Raw genomic sequence first — 18,944 nt, 5'->3', positions numbered from 1 at the left:
TGCATCATCCCCCCAAGCTACGTTGGACCCTGCCGTTGCGGCCTCTGCGCGCATTCGCGGCGTGCCTGCTCGTCTCTCTTTCCGCTGCCGCCTGCAGCGCCGCCGATCCGGCCCCCTCGTCCTCCCAGCCCGGCGCCCCTGCGCAGGCTGCCAATGCGCCCCGACAGGATGTTGCCCCGATGCAGACCCCCACCCCCGATGCCGCCGCCACCCCGCCCGACGCGCCGACCGTGATGTATTTCACCTACCAGGTGGACGGCGATGGCGCGACCTCCTATGAGGTCCAGAACGGCAGCGTGGCGACCTTCTGGTTCGGCCACACCTTCACTCTCGATGGCACCACGTACTACACGGGTTTCTCCTGGGATACCCGCGAGCACTACGGCAAGCCGGGCGAGCAGACGCCGGCCGGTCCGGATGACCGCGCCAACCTTGCCGAGGCCACCTTCGTGCTGGCCGGCACCGACGCCAGGAAGCCATGGAAGTTCCGTGGCCAGGAATGGACCATCGGCGCACTGGGCGCGTACGACAAGGCCGACGATGTCGATACCCGGCGCAAGCCGCTTGAACATCGCACGGCCGATGGTCGCCTGCTGCTGGCGGTGCCGACCAGCAGCTTCGACCGCGGCATCAGCAGCACCGGCTATGCGCTGCTGCTGTTCAACCCCAGGCGCAGCGAAGACGACGTGGACAGCAAGGTCTGGCGCTATGTCGGTTCAGTGCGCACGGGTGAGGACAACAGTGCCGCCTGCGACGACGGCAACGTGATGCCCTGCACCGACAGCGATGGCGAACTGGCCTTCGCTGCCGACGGCAACGGCCTGCCGCGACTGACCGTGACCTTCAAGGGCACCACCATCGAAGGCCCCGGCAAGACCCGCGCACTGGGTGCCGGCGACGCCGTGCACTACACCTTCGACAGCGCGACCCAGCAGTACGTCGCGCCCTGATAGCACCCGCCACGCGCGGGTTCCCTGTTGACCGACATGTTCTTGACTCACGGATGAGTCCGGTTGGCGATTCGCGGCACGCGCCGCTCCATCAACCCCGAGGAAAACGTCATGGCACAGCATGACTACAGCAGAAAGGAAGTCCTGGACATCGTCGAGCAGGTCGCCAGGCAGAAGGGCATCCCTGTGGATGACTTCATGCGCTTCGCGCACATCGAGACCGGCGGCACCTTCAACGAGCGCGCCCACAACACCTCATCCGGCGCCAAGGGCCTGTTCCAGTTCGTGCCCGGCTCCGCGCGCCAGTACCACCTGACCGGCCACGAGTTCGACCCCACCCGCAACACCGAAGCGGCCGCACAGATGTACCAGGACAACCTGGACTCGATGGCACGCCGCAACGAGCGCACCGGTAATCCCTACCTGTCCGGCGGTGAGGCCCCGACTGGCCTGGACCTGTACCTGGCCCACCAGCAGGGCAGCGCCGGCTATGGCTCGGTACAGACCGCGATTGCCACCGGCACCTTCGGCGTGGTCCGCAACAGCCACGGCGACGAGATCAACATGCGCCGCAACGTGCTGAACCAGATCGGCTCCGACGCGAAGGCGCTGACCGGCCACACCCTGGCCGAGATGCGCGGGATGAACGACGGCGACCTGGCGCGGACGTTCTCCAGCTATTACATCCACAAGTACGCAGCGATCAGCATTCCGGAAAAGAACATCGAACCGCAGGCGGTAGTGCAGGGCCAGGGCCAGACCCCGGCAGCACCTGCGCAGGCCAGCGCAGCCGTGGCGGCGGGTGCAGCCACGCTGGCGGCAACCGCAACGGCAGCTGCCACACCGAAGCCAGGCATTGAACTGCAGGCCGCCTACGAGGCCGGCGTGAAGTACGACGACGTCAAGTACGCCATCAACATTCCGGGCCACGCGCTGTACGTACCGGGCAAGACCGGCAAGAACGTGGAGCAGGGTTACATCGACTGTTCCGGCTGGGTCGGCACGCTGCAGAACCGGACCATGGACGAGATCAACCAGAAGGCCGGGCACGCGGTGTTCAGCAAGGCTGATCGCATCGACCTGGGCAACCTCGGTTCCGGTGGGATCGTGCGCAAGGCGTTCGACCAGTCCGGCGTGCTGCTGGACCGCGACGCGATCCTGAAGCCCGATGCGCTGAAGGAAGGCATGATCATCGGCCTGGATACGGCCAGGACCCGCCATGAGCACTGGAACGGCATCGACCACATCGTGATGGTGGTGCGCGACCCCAACACCGACAAGCTGCTGATCAGCCAGTCCACCGGCAGCAAGGGCGTGCACACCATGCCGGTCGAGGACTACCTCAAGCAGGTGAAGGACCACCCGAACTGGAAGCTGTACGCCTCCGATCCGCTGTCCAAGGCGCGCGACCTGCTGGAAAACCGCACCCAGTCGCACGAGCAGAGCCAGGGCAAGCCTGCGCCCGAGCACAAGGCCGCTGCCACGCCGCACGCCGAACTGTACAAGCAGGGCGCGCACAGCGAGGGCGTGCGCAAGGTGCAGGAGCAGCTGGGCCACCTGGGCTACGTCGGCGCCGACGGCAAGCCGCTGGTCGAAGATGGCCGCTTCGGCCGCAACACCGACACGGCAGTGCGCCAGCTGCAGAAGGACAACGGCCTGGTGGTCGACGGCATTGTCGGGGCGAAGACCCTGGAGGCAATCAAGGACGCACGCGAACGGCCGTTGCTGAACGACGAGCGGCACCCGCGCAATCCGTTGTTCATCCAGGCCAGCAAGGGTCTGGAACTGCTGCCGGCCGGGACCTTCAAGGACCGCCACGCGCTGGAAAGCGCTGCTGCGGCATTGACCAAGGAGGCGCATGCCGCCGGCCTGCAGCGCATCGACTCGGTGGTGCCCAGCCCGAACGGTGAGCGCCTGTTCGCCGTGCAGGGCACCATCGGCGACCCCGCCGCCAGCCGCGTGGCGGTGGAGACCCGTGCCGCCAGCGAGCAGAGCCTGGCGCTCAGCAGCGGTGCCGTGCAGGGCGCGCCGAACGTGCTGCATCAGCAGCAGGACGCCCAGCAGGAGCAGGCCCGGCAGGCGCAGAAGGCGATGGGCGTCTAAGCCCGCGGCGCCTTGGGAGAGAAGGGAGGGCCACGTCCGCGTGGCCTTTTCCCTTTCTGCCAGCTGAGCGGCCGGGGCCGCTTTCAGCCTTGCTTCATGCCGCCTGCCGCTAGATGAATGCGCAAGCCGCACGGTGGACCAGGCAATGTTCCGGCAATGTTGGAACGCCAGCGTGGACATCACGGCAGCCGGGGCGCCCCGCGCCCTCCCTGCCCAGCGTGGCATGCACCTCACAGGAGAACGAACATGCTCAGTACTTCCGCACTCAGCTTCCGTGGTCTGGCGATGGCCCTGGCACTGGTGGCCGGTGTCGCCGTGGTCAGCGATGCCAGCGCGATGTCGAGGAAGGACAAGCGCACCCTGGTCGGCGCCGTGGTCGGTGGCGTGGCCGGCAACCTGCTCTCCAACGGTGATCCCGCTGCCACTGTCGGCGGTGCCGTGGCCGGCGGCGCGATCGGCAACCTGACCACATCTGACCGCCGCGACCGTCGTTACTACGACAATCGCCGTTACGACAACCGCTACGATCGCCGTTACGACCGTGGCTACTACCGCAGCGGCTACTACGACCGCGGTGACGACCGTCGCTGGCAGCGCGAGCGCTACTACGACAACCGCTACTACCACGACCGCGGCCGCCATCGCGGCTGGTAATCCGGCGCGGCGGTACCGCCGATGACGATGTGACGACGGGCGGGTCGATGACCCGCCCGTTTGCGTTGCGGGCGGCCATGGCGTTGAATGCGCAGCCTTGGATGTGACTTTCCCCATTGGGGCTGCGGCATGACTTCTTCTTCCCACCGGGTGCAGGGCCTCAACAACGACGAGGTCGCTGCCGACTGGCCGCCGATCAGCACCGCAGACCTCGCGTGGCTGCGCCAGCGCTTTCCGCAGCTGGATGCGGGCAGCCAGCCGCACTGGCACAGTCCTCGACCGTTGTCGGCCGCCGCCATCGTCAATGGCACGCGCGCACCGGTGTTCATCAAGCGCCACCACCACAGCGTTCGCAGCGCCGCCTGCCTGGAAGAAGAACACCACTTCATCGCCCATCTCGCTGCCGCCGGCGTACCGGTGGTGCAGGTGCTGGCGGCAGCCGATGGCCACACCGCAGTCGAGCACGGCGAATGGACCTTCGAGCTGCATGCCGTGGGCGTGGGCGAGGACCTGTACCGCGATGCCGTGTCGTGGTCGTTGCTGACCGATGTCGCGCAGGCCCGCGAAGCCGGCCGCATGCTGGCCCGGTTGCACCGTGCCGCCGCCAGCTATCACGCGCCACAGCGCAGTACCCATCTGCTGGTCGCGCGCGACGATCTGATCCGCGCCGACGATCCCATCGCCGCGATCAAAGCCGAACTGCCCACACGACCGGGGCTGGCCCGCTATCTCGCGCGCATTCCGTGGGAAGCGCAGCTGCAGCGCGACGTGCTGCCGTGGCATGCCGGCCTGGCCGAGCGCCTGCGCGACGAGCCACGGCTGTGGGCGCACAACGACTGGCATGTCTCCAACCTGCTGTGGCGCGACGGGCAGGTCAGCACCGTGCTGGATTTCGGCCTGGCTTCGCCCACCAGCGCACTGTTTGACCTCGCCACCGCGATCGAGCGCAACGCAGTGGCGTGGCTGGAACTGGAGCGCGGCATGGAGGCGGTGCGCATCGATATCGCACTGGCCCTGCTCGACGGCTACCGCGAGGTGCTGCCGTTGTCGGCGGCACGCGTGCACCTGCTGGCCGAACTGCTGCCGATGGTCCATTTCGACTTCGCACTGTCCGAAGTGGAGTACTTCGAAGGCATCACTGGCTCCACCGCAAACGCGGATGTGGCGTGGCAGCCGTTCATGCTGGGGCATCCGGCGTGGTTCCACAGCGCGCCGGGACAGGCACTGCTGCAGGCGTTGCACGCGGCAGCCTGAAGGGCACCGGCTCGCAAATCCGTACCATTTGTAGTGAAATGGTCACCTGAAGCGGGGGTGCCTGGATCTGCCAGGCTGAGAGAGTCCCTTGGAACCTGATCCGGTTTGCACCGGCGTAGGGAGCTTTGAGCCGCAGCCACACCCCCGTCATGGGCCGGTGCACCTGCGCGCCGTCGCTTCGTCTCCCTTGTTGTCCGAAGACGAACCGAATGAACCGCTGCCTGCGCCCCACCCTGCTCTCCCTCGCCCTCTGCGCCGCCTTGCCGCTGCATGCCAGCGAGGCCGACGCTGCCACCGATGCGGCTGCCACCGGCGCCGAGCGCTCGCCCACCGAACTGGCGGCAGTGCGCGTGCAGGCCGGCAAACCCAAGGCCGATACCTCACGCGTGAACGCCTTCGGTGGTGGGTCCTGGAAGGACACCCCGGCCTCGGTGAACGTGCTCGAGCGCAACTACCTCGACCGCCGGCAGGTGCGTTCGCTGTCCGAGCTGGCCAGCAACGATGCCTCGCTGGGCGATGCGTATGCGCCGGTGGGCTACTACCAGAACATCGCCATCCGCGGTTTCGCGCTGGACGCCGCCACCGGCTACCGCTTCAACGGCCTGTCCATCGCCGGCGAACAGCGCCTGGCGCTGGAGAACGTGCAGTCGGTTGAGATCCTCAAGGGTGAAGCCGGCCTGGCCGCGGGTGTGATGGCGCCCGGCGGGATCATCAACTACATCGGCAAGCGCCCGGCCGAAGTGCGCACCGCCACGCTCGGTACCGACTCGGAAGGCTCGCGCTACGTCGCCGTCGATGTCGGCCACTGGATCACCCCGCGTTTCGGCCTGCGCCTGAATGCCGCATGGGATTCCAGCAATTCCTACGTCGAGCACGCCGATGGCCGTCGCAACTTCTACTCGCTGGCCGCCGACTGGCTGATCGGCGAGCGCGGCAAGCTGGAAGTGGATGCCAACTACCAGACCAGTTCGCAGCGTTCGGTGTCGGGCTACCAGCTGCTGGGCGCGCGCGAGCTGCCGCACGGCGTGGATCGCGAATTCCTGCTCGGCTACCAGCCCTGGCAGCGCCCGGTGGATATCGCCAGCACCAACATCACCGCCCTGCACACCTACGACTTCAACGATACCTGGCAGTCGCGCGTCTCGGTCGGCCACAGCCGCTCGGTCATCGATGACAACGTCGCCTTCGCCTACGGCTGCTACTACGCCGCGCAGTGCGCCGATGGCAGCGTGCCGGGCAACTACTTCGCGCCCAATGGCGACTACGACGTCTACGACTACCGCAGCCCGGACGACACCCGCCGCAACCAGCAGGCCCGTGCCGAGCTGCGCGGCCGCTTCGAGACCGGCAGCGTCGGCCATGAGTTGACCATCGGTGCCGACTACTTCCGCCGCACGGTAGACAAGCGCCCGAGCGTCAACGAGTACGTCGGCACCAGCAACATCCACGACGCACAGGTGCCGGTGTTCGCGCCGTCGCCGAAGATGCCAGGGCCGTCCGCACGACGCCTGGACAGCCGCCAGACCGCGTTCTTCGCGCTGGACCGGATGAGCTTCGGTGATGACTGGCAGTGGCTGGCCGGTGGCCGCTTCGTGCGCCTGGACGAGCACGCCTACGACAAGCGTGGAAACCCGCAGCGGCACAGCCGCCTGTCGCGCTTCCTGCCGCAGACCGCGGTGGTGTGGAAGGCCACCGACCAGCTCAACGCCTATGCCAGCTACGTGCGCGGCATTTCACTGGGCCAGGAAGCGCCGTTCTGGACCAGCAACGCCGACACCTTCCTGCCGTCGGTGCAGTCGCGGCAGCTGGAAGTGGGCGTGAAGTACGTGCCGGTCGAGGCGCTGACGCTGGGCGCAGCCGTGTTCCGCATCTCGCAGCCCTACCAGTACGCCAAGCCGGACAGCAGCGACGTCGGCTACACCTTCGTCGAGGAAGGCACGCAGACCCACACCGGCCTGGAGCTGACCGCCAACGGCCAGCTGACCGACGCACTGCAGATCGTAGCCAGTGCCAGCGTGCTGCAGGCGCGCGCGCGCGACACCGGCACCCCGGCCTATGCAGGCAATCAGCTGGTGAACGTGCCGAAGGTGCGCGCCAGCGTGCACGTGGCCTATGCGCTGCCGTTCGTGCAGGGCCTGGATGTGACCGGCGGCTGGCGCTATGCCGGTGCCAACGTTGCCCGCGCCGACGGTGGCGTGCGCGCACCGGACTACTCGGTGTTCGACGCTGGCCTGCGTTTCCAGCATCGCCTGCACGAGCGCGCGGTGACCTGGAACCTGTCGGTGGACAACGTGTTCAACCGCTTCTACTGGCGCGATACCGGCAGCAGCGGCGGTGACTACTACCTGTTCCCCGGCGCACCGCGACAGGCCCGCCTGTCGGTGACGTTCGCGCTGTGAGCGGCGTCATGCTCGAGTGGACCGCCGCGCTGTGCAGCATCCTCGGCGTCTGGCTGATGGCCAAGCGCCGGCTGGTGGCGTGGCCGGTCGGCCTGCTGTCGGTGACGCTGTACGGGCTGGTCTTCGCCGAGGCCAAGCTGTACTCGGACACCCTGCTGCAGGTCGCCTTCGGTGGCTTCCTGGTCTACGGCTGGCTCAACTGGCGGCAGCACGCCGCCGACGAGGGCAGCGTCCGCATCGTGCCACTGGCGCGCGGCAAGCTGCTGCGCGACCTGGCCATCGGCCTGTGTGGTGGCGTCGCGCTGGGTGCGGCCATGCACACCTTCACCGATGCCGCACTGCCCTGGCTGGATGCCATGCTGACCGCGCTGAGCCTGGTCGGCCAGTGGTGGCAGGCGCGCCGCCACGTGGCCTGCTGGTGGGTGTGGATCGCGGTGGACGTGGTGTACGTGGGTGCCTACCTGTTCAAGTCGCTGCACGTGACCGCAGCGCTGTACGTGTTCTTCCTCGGCCTGGCCGTGTTCGGGCTGCGCGCATGGAGCGCAGCTGCGCGTGAACCGCAGGTGGCAACGCAGTAGAGCCACGCCGTGCGTGGCCGGGGTTTACCGGTTGTCGCCAACCTTGGTTGGCACACGCCTGCCGACCAAGGTCGGCATCTACCAGGCCCATCCACGCATGGCGTGGATCTACTGCACCCGCAAGATCAGTAGCGCCACGCCATGCGTGGCTGGGGGCCTACCGGTAGTCGCCAACCTTGGTTGGCGTGCGCGTGCCGACCAAGGTCGGCATCTACCAGGCGCATCCACGCATGGCGTGGATCTACTGGGTAAGCAGCAGGCCCAGCCGCAGCGGCTGGCGCATATCGGCTGGTGGCGCGGCCTGCAACGGCGCGGACTGCAATGTCGCGCGCAGGTCGGCGTCGATCTGGGCGTCGCCCAGGCTGTCGAATTCGAGTTTCGAAATGCGGCCATCCGCCGCGATCCACACGCTCACCGGCAACGGCGTCGGTGCATCAGGGTGTGCCTGCAGCCATTCCAGCACGCGCTGCGCCTGCGGGTTCTGCTCCTGCTGCAGGCGCTGCTGCAACTGGCCGCCCACGGCGGCGGCATAGGCCATCCAGTGTGCGGGAGCCTCCTGCGCGGAAACGCTGGCACTACCAAGTGCGAGCGCACCGAACAATGCGGCCAACGGCCGCCACCAGCGGCGCACGCCGGTCCTGTTTCCTGCCATGGCCATCGCCCGTCTCCTGCGCCTCCATCCAACGGCTGATGGTCGGCGCGGTAGATGACAGGCAGATGGCGGTCGGCACTGCCCGGCGCGCTCAATCGCCCAGGTCGGCCAGCACCTTGCGCGAGGGCGCGAAGAAGGTCACGCCGGTGGTGGCGGTGGAGAAGTCGAGAATGCGGTCATGCAGCGGCGCGGGATTGCCGATGAACATGCGCTCGAGCATCTTTTCGATCACCCACAGGCGGCGCGTGTAGCCGATGAAGTAGGTACCGTACTCGCCACGCCCCGGGTTGGCGAACGGCATGTTGTCACGCAGGATCTCGTGCTCGCCGTCGGCGTCTTCGATGGTGCACAGGGTCTTGTGCGATTTCTGTGCATCGGCCGGTGCATCGTCCAGCTCGATGTTGTCGTGCTTGGTGCGGCCGATGATCGCTTCCTGCGCCTCGGTCTTCTGCGCGCGCCAGGCATCAAGATTGTGCAGGTACTTCTGCACCACGACGTAGCTGCCACCGGCATGCTCCGGATCTTCATCGCCCACGATGGTGGCTTCCGGCAACGACAGCCCTTCCGGATTGGCGGTGCCGTCGACGAAGTCGAGCAGGTCACGGCCATCGAAATAACGGAAGCCGGCCACATCATCGACCGTTTCCACCGCATCGCCGAACGCCATCAGCAGGTTGCGCTCGAATGCCACGATCAGGTCCATGGTGCGCGCACGGATGTGGTACAGCAGGTCGCCCGGCGTGGACACCGCGGTGTGGGTCGCGCCCTTGATCTCGCGGAACGGCGCCAGCTCACGCGGCGGGGTGGTACCCACCAGCGGCTGCCACACGCGGTGGCCAATGGCCACGTTGCAGGTGAAGGTGCGCTCGATCTCGCGGATGGCGGTGTTCTTGATCAGGTCGTCGGTGCTGGCCAGCACCTCGCGCGCCTTGGCGATCGACGCCTCGTCATCCTTCACTTTCAGCACCAGGAACGCCGCCGAATGGGTGAGCGGCGCGGTGATCTGCTGCGGCTCGTTGTCGAGCGTGTGGTTGAGGGCGGTGATCGGTGCGGGCTGGGAGTTCACGGCGGTTCCTGCTGGCTTGAGGCGGGCGCATCGCGCGTGGCGATGTGCGGGCGATCATAACGGAACCGCCTGACCGGGGACGGAGCGGTTCTCGTTCCGTCCACCGGCGAAGGTACGAAGACCTCAATCCATATCACTCCAGACCGCCAGCTCGTAGCCATCCAGATCGCGGAAGTGGAAGCGACGGCCACCGGGGAAGGCGAACACCGCCTGCACCACCTCGCCACCGGCGGCGACCACGCGCTGCTGTGCATCCGCCAGGTCCGTGCAGTAGAGGATCACCAGCGGCCCCCCGTGGGCACGCACCGCCGCGTCGGCCACGAAGCCACCTTTCAGACGGCCGTCGTCGAACTCGGTGTAGGCCGGGCCATAGTCGGTGAAGCGCCAACCGAACACCTCGCCGTAGAAGCGCGTGCTACGGTCAATGTCGGCGACGTTGAATTCGATGTTATCGATGCGGCGTTCGGCATCGTGGGGCGCGGCAGGATTCATGGCGAGGCTCCGTGGTGGGAGCCCAGCATCGATCAATGCAGCACAGTGGTCTTGAACAAAACGGCCATCATTGTCCCCACTCCAGGCGCAGCTCGCTGGCGGTCATGCCCGCCAGTTCACGCGCCTCGCGGCTGAGATGGGCCTGGTCGGCATAGCCGGCATCAGCGGCCAGCATCGCCAACGAATGCAGTGGCAGCGCGCGGCTATGGCGAAGAAAGCGTTGCAGGCGCAGGATGCGCTCCAGCGTCTTGGCGCCGTAGCCGAACTGCGACTGGCTGAAACGCCGCAGGCTGCGCGGGCTCAGGCCCAAGTGCGCCGCCAGCGTATCCAGCGTGGCGTGACCCCCGGCGAGCGCCTGGAACAGGACATGTGCACGCTGCGCCGGGGTGTCGAGTGCGGCCGCGCCCATATGCTGCTGCAGGCAGTACGCCATCCGCTGCAGGCGCTGCGCAGGCGCGGTGTCACCGATGGAAGCCGCAGCTTTCTTCGCCCACGTGCCCTTCAGATCGGCCAGTGGCACCGCCTGGCCGATGATCTCGGCCAAGGGCAGGCCAAGCGCGGCCAATGCCTGGCCAGGTCGGAAGCGTGCCCCCAGTACCTGTGCACCGGGTGCCAGTGCCGGATGTGCAGCCACCCGATCCGGGCCGACCACGAACAGCCCGCCGTCGCGCCAGAGGATATCCACGCAGCCATCGGGCAATACGGTGATGTGCCCATCGGCATCGGCAGGGAGCTGGCTCTGCCACAGCTGGCCGAAGTGGCCGCGCAGCGGCGCAGGCGCCAGATGCTCCTGGTAGGTCGTGCCGGTGCCTGCAAGAGAGGAAGGGTCGCCCATGCCGCATTGTGGCGCCACGGGGCCCATAAAAGTGAAGCCCGGCGCGAGGCCGGGCTTCGGTTGGCGTGTGGGAGAGAGAGAGAGTCACACGCCAGCACAACACGCACTAACGACAGGCGTTTGTTACCAGGTGAAGCGCGGGCCCACGAACCACTCGCGGTCGCCGGCCTTGGCCAGCTTCACTTCGCCACTCAGGCCCCAGTTCTGGTTGAACTTGGCGGTGGCGCCGACACGGCCATAGAACTCGCCGTCCGGGTTGATGCCGTGCTTCTTGCTGAAATCTTCGTAGCCGGCCATCACGTAGCCTTCCACGTACGGGTTGAACGCGGTGCGCACGCCCACTTCGGTGGAGTAGCCGTTGAAGTCCAGGCCGCGCTTCTCGTCGTACTTCTGGTACGCAACACGGGCCACCAGGTCGGTGTTCGGTGCGATGCCGTAGTTGTAGCCGACACCCAGGCGCCACTGGTCGACGTCATTCTTGAACTTGTCGGTTTCCTGGGCGCTGTAGTCGCCAAAGACGTGGAAGTTCGGGTGCACCGCAACGGAACCCTTCACCTTCCAGCCATCGGCGTCGCCGCCCTTGGCATCGGTGTTCACGTAGCCGCCTTCAACGTAGTTGTACGACAGGCCATCGGTTGCCGATGCAGCGAACGGCAGAGCAGCCAGAAGACCCAGGGCAAGCAGCGAATTCTTGTTCATCGGGACACACCTTTAATTATTTTGGTTTCGTCGACCGCCTCCCGGGAAGGGGGAGAGAGAGGAGGCGGTCGACAGGTGTGAATTATCCGTTAGGGGGTCTAATCAACCCTGAATATTGAACTGACTGGTGTATAAATAAGGCTGGCGTTCAGGGAACTCCGCATGGCATTGCTGTTAGACGAGCAACCATAGGTTTGCATTTTTGCTGGACCTATGGTTGCCCGATGGCTGAAAACCTATGGTTGCATTGGCTCGGGGGAAGGGCTGGCGTCCGCCGCTCATTTGCCCTCGTGGCGAGACGGGGGACCATTCCTGATGCCGGTCCGAACTTCTAGATTCTTAACAAATGGGAGCCCCCCACAGGTGGCCTGTGAGATATCGGGGCTATGGAGTCGGACGAAGCATTAGGCTCAGGTAGTTGCCCAAGGGGCAGTAGCAGCCGACATCTCTAGAGTAACGTCCGCTAGGGATCGGACACTGTCGTCCCGCTGATGGCTGCTTCCGGCCATCAGCAGACCGTTGCTCCTTCGCGAATCCAAAAACAAGCACACGCTACGAGGGATCCGCCCAGGTCTCACTCCCGATACTATCCCTTGACCAAACGCAAGTTGGCCCTCCTCGCAGCGGGCTCAGCCATTCTCGGCGCTCCACCCTTCAGTGCGTTGAGCATCAGCCCAAACGTAAGCTCGTTAATCTCGTCAGAAAAGATCGCTAGCTGTTGGGCAACATCCGCTTTCGACAAGCCTTCTTCGCGAAGTGCTCCGAATACCTTTTCAAGCACTAATGATTTCTCGTGCGGCACACCTTCAGGCTCCGACTTGCGGTAGCCCGCTTGCGCCAGCTGGATGCAAAGCGTGCGGTAGGTCCAGTCAGTTGTCAGGCCAAGGGCATGCATCCGGTAGTTCAGCGCTGCCAAGGAGACTGCCCAATGCTTCTTGTGCCGGATGAGACTCGATAGCGTAGGGGCACGCGGCGCCATGGCAAGCACGCTCGCCCGCGGCATGAGAAAAGCGGACGCAAACGCATTTGCCTCGCGCTCTAGGTCGGGACCATGGGGTTGGGCATGTTGGTGCAGCACCAGGTGGCCCAGCTCATGCGCGGCATCAAACCGGCAGTGTTCGGCCGACTTGAACGTATTGAGGAAGACGTAGGGCCGACCGCCACTCCACATCGAAAAGGCATCCACTTCCTTGGCATCGATTGCCAGGGAATAGACCCGGATGCCCTTGGATTCCAGCAGGGCAATCATGTTCTTGACCGGCAACTCGCCGATGCCCCAGTGAGCGCGCAACATTTCTGCCGCCGTCTCCGGGGTCTGGGAAGAAGACGATGTCGGATAGGCTTCTGGCTCTTGAGCGTGTTTGTGCACGCTAACGGGACGACTGTCCCCTCCCTCGCGCCCCAAATCCGGAACGTCAGGGTCTGGCAGGGCGAACCGCGCCTCAATCCATTCGTTCAACAGCAAGGCAACAGCGCCCGCACCAAGCGCGGTGTCGCGCTGGCTGGCTGTCATCTTCGAAAGCGAACGGAAACTCGCCACATCGGGGTGAGGAACTTCCGGGTCCACACCAAAGAAAAAGGCTTCGGGGAACCGAAGCGCTTCCGAAAGCTTTCTAAGCGTATTGGCCTCTGGCTCTTGGGAGCCCGTCTCGTAGTTGGAGACGGATTTCTCTGTTACCCCAATTTTTTCGGCCAACTCACGCTTTTTCATTCCTCGCCGTTTGCGGGCGAGGGTAAGCCGTAAAGCATTGAACATAGCAACCTCGTCACGCTTTCCGGCGGATCTCAATGTCGATGTCAGGACCACCCGGCTCGAGGATTTCCGTCAGGTCATCGTCAAACGGAATGCTACCGAGCACGATGCGTTCCGACCACGAAGTGATCTTGCCGTCATTACCGATTTCAGCCGGCAATGAAAGTTCAAAGCGGATCTCACCCTTGGACGTATCCGTGTGGTGCATCAAGATCCACGTCTGGTTGCCCTCGGCGTCGTCCTTGATCTCTTGCATGAACTCTTCGAAGAGCACCATCTGACGATTCGCCTCGATGGCCTCAACGGTGTTGCGACCCTTCTTCGAACGGTTCGACGGATGGGCATACGGGTTGCCCGTCCCCTGGTCTCCCGAGGCCACGGCGATAGCCAGGTCCAACGACTCGTTCACGGTCACCGGGAAGCTGCCGACATCCTGCCGGATCCAGTCCAGCGGCCTCAGCTGGTCCCTCAGGGCGGCAACGACCTCGCCCCACATGACCAAGCCCGGGAAGTTACGGGGGTGGTTAGGGGTCAATCGGGTGCGCTGCAAGTGTCCCTGATAGATGGCTTCGCGGAGCGCCACCTCGGTGACCCCCAACTGTTCCAGGCGACTGGCGATTTCTTCGGGAGCGTCGTAAAGGATGTTTGGGAGCATCGGGGTCTGCCTCAGGGGGACTTCCGATAATCCTCCCTCATTTGAGGAGGAAAAACAAGAAGTTTGTACAGTGCGCGGACCAGCACCCTGCCATGCTCCCATCGAACCCATCCTCCACACCAAGTAGGCCCAATTCAGGCGCGAGTGGCATAGCGAGAAGCGCCATAAATCTATGATACTCACCGTTTTCCGGCTTGAGCCTATCTAATCCATGAACGTGGAGCCTGACACAGCGCTGCAACTTCTCAGGGCGTTCTCCCGAATCGAGTTTGCCCTCAAGCAAATCCCAGAGTTCGTCAATGGCGCCGTCGGGGAAAAGCCGGACACGCAGTGGTCAGCGTTCTACGTCCATGTGCGCCGGCACATCCAGAATCAACTATCACAGGAAAACAAGGATCTTCTTTTGGGCGGCGGCCCCAATGACCCGCCCCCGATGAAAATGCAGATCAGCGCACAGCGCCGTATCGAGTTCGTGGATGCCCCGTTGGGTGACGGGCCTGAGGGCGATCGTTTAATGGATGCTGCTCGCCGGGTGCGCAACAACCTCGTGCATGGCGGCAAGGAGCATGATCGGCAACAGCGATACGCAGGCCATGACGATAAGCTGGCACGCGCCGCCATTGATGTCATGTTTTTGGCCATGGCATCGCATCCCGAAGTGTCCCAGCTCGCCTTTTACGACTGATGGCGGCGCTCGACCTTTCCCAGCCTGCTACGTGGCCCGGCGAGCTGCGCGAGGTCCTCAATGAGTTGCGCCCGGTGTTCCGCTCGTGGGAGTTGGACCTAGCCGACCGCGCCGCGCCCGCGTTCGATGCAGCTATCCGCACGCTTGGCGAAGCTCTCATGCCACATGCCATGCGTGGTTACCACTTCACCCGCTTGACCGAAGAAGAAGCGGGGCACATTCGTGAAAACGGGCTGGAGGTGCTCAGCCCCGGGCTGCTGGAAAGACGCATTGCGGCCCAAGTCACGCGAGGCGAGCTTGCCGAAGATCATGCGCAACGTTTGCTTGCGAACAACCAAGTGCGCGATCGCAACAGGTCCGGCAAGGCGTGGTTCTGCTTTTACCCAGCGCACGAAGCGCGAGAGTATGGCGTTCGCTCCCTGCTCGGGCACTGGGGCGGTGAAGCACTCTACAACTTCAACGCCGAAGACCCGAAGCTTGGCCGTGTTCTTAAATCCTTGGGAAGCCCTGCACTGGTTGAAGCGGTAGTGCCTGTGGCGTTCCTTTCCACGACGAATGGCTTGGCAAAAGCCGTTGCACGACTTGACCTCATTCACCAAGGCGTCAGGTCAAGTGAGTATCCGGACAAGTTTGAGGACTACTCCACACAAGCCTTGGAAGCCTCCATGGTGCGTCGCGTTGTGCTCCATCCTGGCAGCGAGTTCCTTGAGCTCACCCAGTGCCAACAATGGTATGAGCCGTTGACCTAGGACCAGGCGGGTCATCAGACCCGCCCCCTGACCGCAATCGAAGTCGTGCCAGTGCCGGCAACGATAAGGTGATCGAGTACCTGGCAGTCGATACGGAGGCGGTTCTTGACTGCGGCCCGACCGCGTTCCCGGACCGTCTCGGGGTCATTGCCAATGACGCGCCGCTGGAGCGCGTCTTCTCTTTCGATCCGGTACGGTTTGTCAGATGGCCCCTGCCGGGTGCGCAAGATACTTACCCGGGCCCAAGACTTTTGACCCAGCCTACCCTCGATAGATCTTCCTAATCCCCTAACCCGCCGGCGTCCGCTTCCGGCCAAAACCGGACACCTTGGCCGACCACGCCTGAAGCAACGTTGATCGGAGCGGGCTTGAGCGAGGCGTCCCTCGACAGCCAAGCCTTAATTGGAGCGGGCTCCAGCCCCGCAACTCAGGGTCTCGACAACCCAACTTGGATACGACTATTCTTCCTTCCATGTCCGCCTTCTCGGCCCGCCACCGTCGACTCATCCGGTTCAGCATTTTCGTGCTGATGCTGTTGAGCGTTGTTGTTCGGCCGATTGTGATCCAGCAGGGCGAGCTCCACACTGCTGAGCACGACATCGCTGCAACAGCGGAGCACGGACACTCACACGCCCCGGGAAATGGCGACAACGTAGATCCGAAGCATGCATCAGGCGTCCACAGCGTCCTTCACCAGGCCGACGTGAGCTTTGCCGGCATGCTGGTTTCCTCGAATCTGAACCTGGCTACGGTTCCGCCGGCATCTTTGTTGCCCGGCCTGCACTCCGTTGATGAGCCCTCTGGTCATCGCGGCTCACCTTTTAGACCTCCGATCATCTGACGACTCCTGCCGCGCTGTAGCGGCCTGAGCGCGCTGTCCACCAAGTGGTGGCCGGCAGCGCGTCGTCATGACCATTTGTCGGAGATTTTCCGTGAAATTACGTAGTTTGTGGGCGCTGGCTATTGCCGGCGCCTGCGGTGTGGCCGTGCCTGGCCACGCCGCTGAAGTGCTGCGCCTGGAGGATGCGGTTGCCCGTGCCCTAGGCACCCATCCCAGCGTGCAGGCAGACGCTGCTCAACTAGAAGCTGTCAGAAGCCGCGCGGGCCGGGATGCATTGCCTACGCCGCTCGTGCTGGGCGGCGAGCTTGAAAACGTGGCTGGCTCAGGGGGCCTGAGCGGCCTGGACGCCGCCGAATCCACCTTCCGCATCTCTAAGGTCCTGGAACTGGGTGGGAAGCGGGCAGCACGCCAAGCGCTCGGTGGCGCGGAGGTGGACGCCGCCCGAAGCGAAGCGGACGTCACCCGTATCGCTATCGCCACCTTGGCTGCGGGGCGCTTCGTCGATGTGCTGGCCGCCCAGGAGCATGTCGAGCACGCCGAAGAGCGCATCAAGATGGCCCAAGCCATGCGCCGTGAAGTGGCCCGCTGGGTAGCGGCCGCCCGCAATCCGGACTCGGACCTGAGATCTGCCGAGATTGCTCTGCTCGATGCCGAGTTGAAGCGGGAGCAGGCGTTGCAGGCGTTGGAAGGCGCGCGGATGTCGCTGGCGGCCACGTGGGGGGCGCCGAGCCCGGACTTCAGTTCGGTTGCCGGGGATACCGGAGTCCTTCCCCCTCTGGATGATTTCGATCATCTGAGCCTACGCCTCGCCACGACACCACAGCAGCGGACCATGGAGGCCCAGGCCGGGGTTCTGGGTGCAAGAAGGGAGATCGCCCGGGCCAGCGCCAAGCCGGATGTCAGCGTTGGCCTCGGCATTCGCCGACTGGAAGCCACCAAAGACAGCGGCCTGGTGATGTCCATCTCTGTCCCGTTGGGGAGCCGGCGGCGATCGGACTTCTCCGTCGCCGAAGCGGATTACGAGCTGACCTCGCTCAAGTACAGGCGCGAGGCGCAGATGCTGGAGATGCGTCAAGAGCTGTTTGGCATCTACCAGCAGCTCAAGCAAACGCAGTCCGAAGTGGAGTCGGTGCGCCAGCGCCAGTTGCCAAAGGCCCAGCAGGCCTTTGATCAGAGCCGCAGGGGCTTTGAGGAAGGTCGCTTCTCCTTCCTGGTACTCAGCCAAGCGCAGCAGCGGCTCTTCGACCTTCGCGAACGGGAAGTCGAATCCGCCGCGCGCTATCTCCGTCTCCTGGTCGAGGCCGACCGCCTCACCGCTTCTGCCTTGGACATCCGCCCATGAACCGATACGTATTCCTGATCCTGCTTCCGTTCGCCCTGGCTGCATGTGGCGGCAACGAACCGTCGCAGGGAGACAAGCCTGAAGCCACTGCTGCGGCCGCAGGCGACTACGAACGAGGGCCGCATCGCGGGCGCATGCTTCGCGACGGCGACTTCGCCCTTGAAGTGACTGTTTACGAAACCAATACCCCGCCGCAGTTCCGACTGTATGCCTATCGCAACGACAAGCCGCTGGCACCTGGCGAAGTCAAAGCGACGATGCAACTCAAGCGACTGGACGGCGAAGTCAACAACTTCAGCTTTGTTCCAGAGAACGATTACCTGGTGGGCAACGGGGAGGTGGTTGAACCGCACTCCTTTGACGTCAAAGCCGATGCAGTGGTGGGTGGGAAGAACTACACCTGGGCCTACGCCTCGTACGAAGGTCGCACAACCATAGATCCGAAAGCCGCTGCCGACGCAGGTGTCGTGGTTGAGTCCGCCGAACCAGGGGTCATCCGGGACACTGTCTCGCTTATGGGCAACGTCGCGGTCGACACCGGTCGCTTTGCTGCGGTGAAGGGACGCTTCCCGGGCGTGGTCCGCAGTGTGGCGGTCGAGATGGGACAACGCGTCTCGGCCGGTCAGACGCTGGCCACGGTGGAGGGCAATGACAGCATGCGGACCTACTCCGTAACGTCGCCCTTCAGTGGCGTGGTGCTCGCACGCAACACGGCGGTAGGAGATGTCGCTGCCGACAACACGTTGTTCGAGATTGCTGACCTTTCTGAGGTCTGGGTGGATTTGCGTGCGCTGGGAAGCGACGCCGAGCGCCTGTCCCCGGGCCAAGCGGTGACCATCCGTTCGGCAACAGGTGGTTTGGAAACAACGGGAAAGCTGCAGGGCATCCTGCCGCTGGCCAGCGCGGGCCAGACCGTGGTGGCACGCGTGGCCCTTGCCAACAGTGAAGGCAAGTGGCGACCAGGAATGGCCGTATCCGCCGATGTCGTCATCGCGGAAACGGAGGTTCCTTTAACCGTAAAAGAATCGGGCCTTCAGCGTTTCCGGGACTTCACCGTTGTGTTCGCCCAAGTGGGCGACAGCTATGAGGTGCGGATGCTTGAACTGGGTAGGCGCGATGGCGAGCGCGTGGAGGTTCTGAAAGGGCTTAAGCCGGGAACCCGGTACGCCTCCGAACAGAGCTACCTGATTCGTGCCGACATCGAAAAGTCCGGCGCAAGCCACGACCACTAAGGACG

General features: G+C 64.5%; 18 protein-coding genes and 1 riboswitch. Of the genes, 11 read left to right on the top strand and 7 right to left on the bottom strand.

Annotated elements, in window-relative coordinates; all coding sequences use genetic code 11:
- The first annotated feature begins 179 nt into the window (after positions 1–179).
- The 6 genes from ACZK3J_RS00840 (at position 180) to pnuC (ending at position 7,938) form a co-directional block, all read left to right on the top strand.
- Positions 180–950: a hypothetical protein gene (locus tag ACZK3J_RS00840; RefSeq protein WP_049398613.1), complete on the top strand. Its 771-nt coding sequence runs from the start codon at positions 180–182 to the stop codon at positions 948–950.
- 111 nt (positions 951–1,061) lie between these two features.
- Positions 1,062–3,053: a peptidoglycan-binding protein gene (locus ACZK3J_RS00835; RefSeq protein WP_049461854.1), complete on the top strand. Its 1,992-nt coding sequence runs from the start codon at positions 1,062–1,064 to the stop codon at positions 3,051–3,053.
- 246 nt (positions 3,054–3,299) lie between these two features.
- On the top strand, positions 3,300–3,707 hold the full coding sequence (locus ACZK3J_RS00830; protein ID WP_071228796.1) for a glycine zipper 2TM domain-containing protein: 408 nt from the start codon (positions 3,300–3,302) through the stop codon (positions 3,705–3,707).
- A 129-nt stretch (positions 3,708–3,836) separates the two neighbouring features.
- A complete protein-coding gene (locus ACZK3J_RS00825) occupies positions 3,837–4,961 on the top strand; it encodes a phosphotransferase enzyme family protein (RefSeq protein WP_049461852.1) in 1,125 nt (374 codons plus the stop codon).
- Positions 4,962–5,004: 43 nt separating this feature from the next.
- Positions 5,005–5,100: riboswitch (TPP riboswitch) on the top strand.
- A gap of 70 nt (positions 5,101–5,170) precedes the next feature.
- On the top strand, positions 5,171–7,360 hold the full coding sequence (locus ACZK3J_RS00820; protein WP_049461853.1) for a TonB-dependent receptor: 2,190 nt from the start codon (positions 5,171–5,173) through the stop codon (positions 7,358–7,360).
- Positions 7,361–7,368: 8 nt separating this feature from the next.
- A complete protein-coding gene (gene pnuC / locus ACZK3J_RS00815) occupies positions 7,369–7,938 on the top strand; it encodes a nicotinamide riboside transporter PnuC (RefSeq protein WP_012509709.1) in 570 nt (189 codons plus the stop codon).
- Positions 7,939–8,179: 241 nt separating this feature from the next.
- On the opposite strand, the gene ACZK3J_RS00810 is transcribed toward pnuC, so the two are convergent.
- From ACZK3J_RS00810 to ACZK3J_RS00780, 7 genes are all read right to left on the bottom strand, one after another.
- On the bottom strand, positions 8,180–8,596 hold the full coding sequence (locus ACZK3J_RS00810) for a hypothetical protein (protein ID WP_049460947.1): 417 nt from the start codon (positions 8,594–8,596) through the stop codon (positions 8,180–8,182).
- Between the two features lie 85 nt (positions 8,597–8,681).
- A complete protein-coding gene (locus ACZK3J_RS00805; protein ID WP_049460946.1) occupies positions 8,682–9,656 on the bottom strand; it encodes a Dyp-type peroxidase in 975 nt (324 codons plus the stop codon).
- 123 nt (positions 9,657–9,779) lie between these two features.
- A complete protein-coding gene (locus ACZK3J_RS00800) occupies positions 9,780–10,148 on the bottom strand; it encodes a VOC family protein (RefSeq protein WP_049460944.1) in 369 nt (122 codons plus the stop codon).
- 67 nt (positions 10,149–10,215) lie between these two features.
- Complete coding sequence (locus ACZK3J_RS00795) at positions 10,216–10,983, bottom strand: helix-turn-helix transcriptional regulator (RefSeq protein ID WP_049460942.1); 768 nt, start codon at positions 10,981–10,983, stop codon at positions 10,216–10,218.
- A 123-nt stretch (positions 10,984–11,106) separates the two neighbouring features.
- Positions 11,107–11,682: an OmpO family porin gene (locus tag ACZK3J_RS00790; protein ID WP_043034956.1), complete on the bottom strand. Its 576-nt coding sequence runs from the start codon at positions 11,680–11,682 to the stop codon at positions 11,107–11,109.
- A gap of 586 nt (positions 11,683–12,268) precedes the next feature.
- Positions 12,269–13,393, bottom strand: coding sequence for an ImmA/IrrE family metallo-endopeptidase (locus ACZK3J_RS00785; RefSeq protein ID WP_017355552.1), 1,125 nt, complete (start codon positions 13,391–13,393; stop codon positions 12,269–12,271).
- A 55-nt stretch (positions 13,394–13,448) separates the two neighbouring features.
- Entirely contained in the window at positions 13,449–14,090 is a 642-nt protein-coding gene (locus ACZK3J_RS00780) for a hypothetical protein (RefSeq protein ID WP_017355551.1), read from the bottom strand.
- 211 nt (positions 14,091–14,301) lie between these two features.
- Between ACZK3J_RS00780 and ACZK3J_RS00775 the strand changes: the two genes are divergently transcribed.
- The 5 genes from ACZK3J_RS00775 to ACZK3J_RS00755 all read left to right on the top strand — a co-directional run bounded on the left by ACZK3J_RS00775 (position 14,302) and on the right by ACZK3J_RS00755 (position 18,939).
- Positions 14,302–14,775 (top strand): hypothetical protein, encoded by a 474-nt coding sequence (locus ACZK3J_RS00775; RefSeq protein ID WP_017355550.1) that lies wholly within the window; start codon positions 14,302–14,304, stop codon positions 14,773–14,775.
- Positions 14,775–15,524: a hypothetical protein gene (locus ACZK3J_RS00770; protein WP_017355549.1), complete on the top strand. Its 750-nt coding sequence runs from the start codon at positions 14,775–14,777 to the stop codon at positions 15,522–15,524. Before ACZK3J_RS00775 ends, ACZK3J_RS00770 begins: the two co-directional genes overlap by 1 nt.
- A 448-nt stretch (positions 15,525–15,972) precedes the next feature.
- Positions 15,973–16,365 (top strand): hypothetical protein, encoded by a 393-nt coding sequence (locus ACZK3J_RS00765; RefSeq protein ID WP_238378116.1) that lies wholly within the window; start codon positions 15,973–15,975, stop codon positions 16,363–16,365.
- 91 nt (positions 16,366–16,456) lie between these two features.
- Positions 16,457–17,707, top strand: coding sequence for a TolC family protein (locus tag ACZK3J_RS00760; RefSeq protein WP_026070690.1), 1,251 nt, complete (start codon positions 16,457–16,459; stop codon positions 17,705–17,707).
- Positions 17,704–18,939, top strand: coding sequence for an efflux RND transporter periplasmic adaptor subunit (locus tag ACZK3J_RS00755; protein ID WP_017355546.1), 1,236 nt, complete (start codon positions 17,704–17,706; stop codon positions 18,937–18,939). The genes ACZK3J_RS00760 and ACZK3J_RS00755 overlap by 4 nt, the downstream gene beginning before the upstream one ends.
- Positions 18,940–18,944: the final 5 nt, after the last annotated feature.

This window comes from Stenotrophomonas sp. 86428_Sma (assembly GCF_056481585.1).
The sequence above is the reverse complement of the archived record's forward strand: the minus strand, read 5'-3'. Positions and strand labels throughout refer to the sequence as shown.

Bases quoted from the DNA above. Each gene is read 5' to 3' on its own strand.
- ACZK3J_RS00775 (WP_017355550.1), top strand. From the start codon at position 14,302: ATGAACGTGGAGCCTGACACAGCGCTGCAACTTCTCAGGGCGTTCTCC.
- pnuC (WP_012509709.1), top strand. From the start codon at position 7,369: ATGCTCGAGTGGACCGCCGCGCTGTGCAGCATCCTCGGCGTCTGGCTG.
- ACZK3J_RS00785 (WP_017355552.1), bottom strand. From the start codon at position 13,393: ATGAAAAAGCGTGAGTTGGCCGAAAAAATTGGGGTAACAGAGAAATCC.
- ACZK3J_RS00835 (WP_049461854.1), top strand. From the start codon at position 1,062: ATGGCACAGCATGACTACAGCAGAAAGGAAGTCCTGGACATCGTCGAG.
- ACZK3J_RS00810 (WP_049460947.1), bottom strand. From the start codon at position 8,596: ATGGCCATGGCAGGAAACAGGACCGGCGTGCGCCGCTGGTGGCGGCCG.
- ACZK3J_RS00820 (WP_049461853.1), top strand. From the start codon at position 5,171: ATGAACCGCTGCCTGCGCCCCACCCTGCTCTCCCTCGCCCTCTGCGCC.
- ACZK3J_RS00770 (WP_017355549.1), top strand. From the start codon at position 14,775: ATGGCGGCGCTCGACCTTTCCCAGCCTGCTACGTGGCCCGGCGAGCTG.
- ACZK3J_RS00800 (WP_049460944.1), bottom strand. From the start codon at position 10,148: ATGAATCCTGCCGCGCCCCACGATGCCGAACGCCGCATCGATAACATC.
- ACZK3J_RS00780 (WP_017355551.1), bottom strand. From the start codon at position 14,090: ATGCTCCCAAACATCCTTTACGACGCTCCCGAAGAAATCGCCAGTCGC.
- ACZK3J_RS00825 (WP_049461852.1), top strand. From the start codon at position 3,837: ATGACTTCTTCTTCCCACCGGGTGCAGGGCCTCAACAACGACGAGGTC.
- ACZK3J_RS00795 (WP_049460942.1), bottom strand. From the start codon at position 10,983: ATGGGCGACCCTTCCTCTCTTGCAGGCACCGGCACGACCTACCAGGAG.
- ACZK3J_RS00840 (WP_049398613.1), top strand. From the start codon at position 180: ATGCAGACCCCCACCCCCGATGCCGCCGCCACCCCGCCCGACGCGCCG.
- ACZK3J_RS00830 (WP_071228796.1), top strand. From the start codon at position 3,300: ATGCTCAGTACTTCCGCACTCAGCTTCCGTGGTCTGGCGATGGCCCTG.
- ACZK3J_RS00790 (WP_043034956.1), bottom strand. From the start codon at position 11,682: ATGAACAAGAATTCGCTGCTTGCCCTGGGTCTTCTGGCTGCTCTGCCG.
- ACZK3J_RS00755 (WP_017355546.1), top strand. From the start codon at position 17,704: ATGAACCGATACGTATTCCTGATCCTGCTTCCGTTCGCCCTGGCTGCA.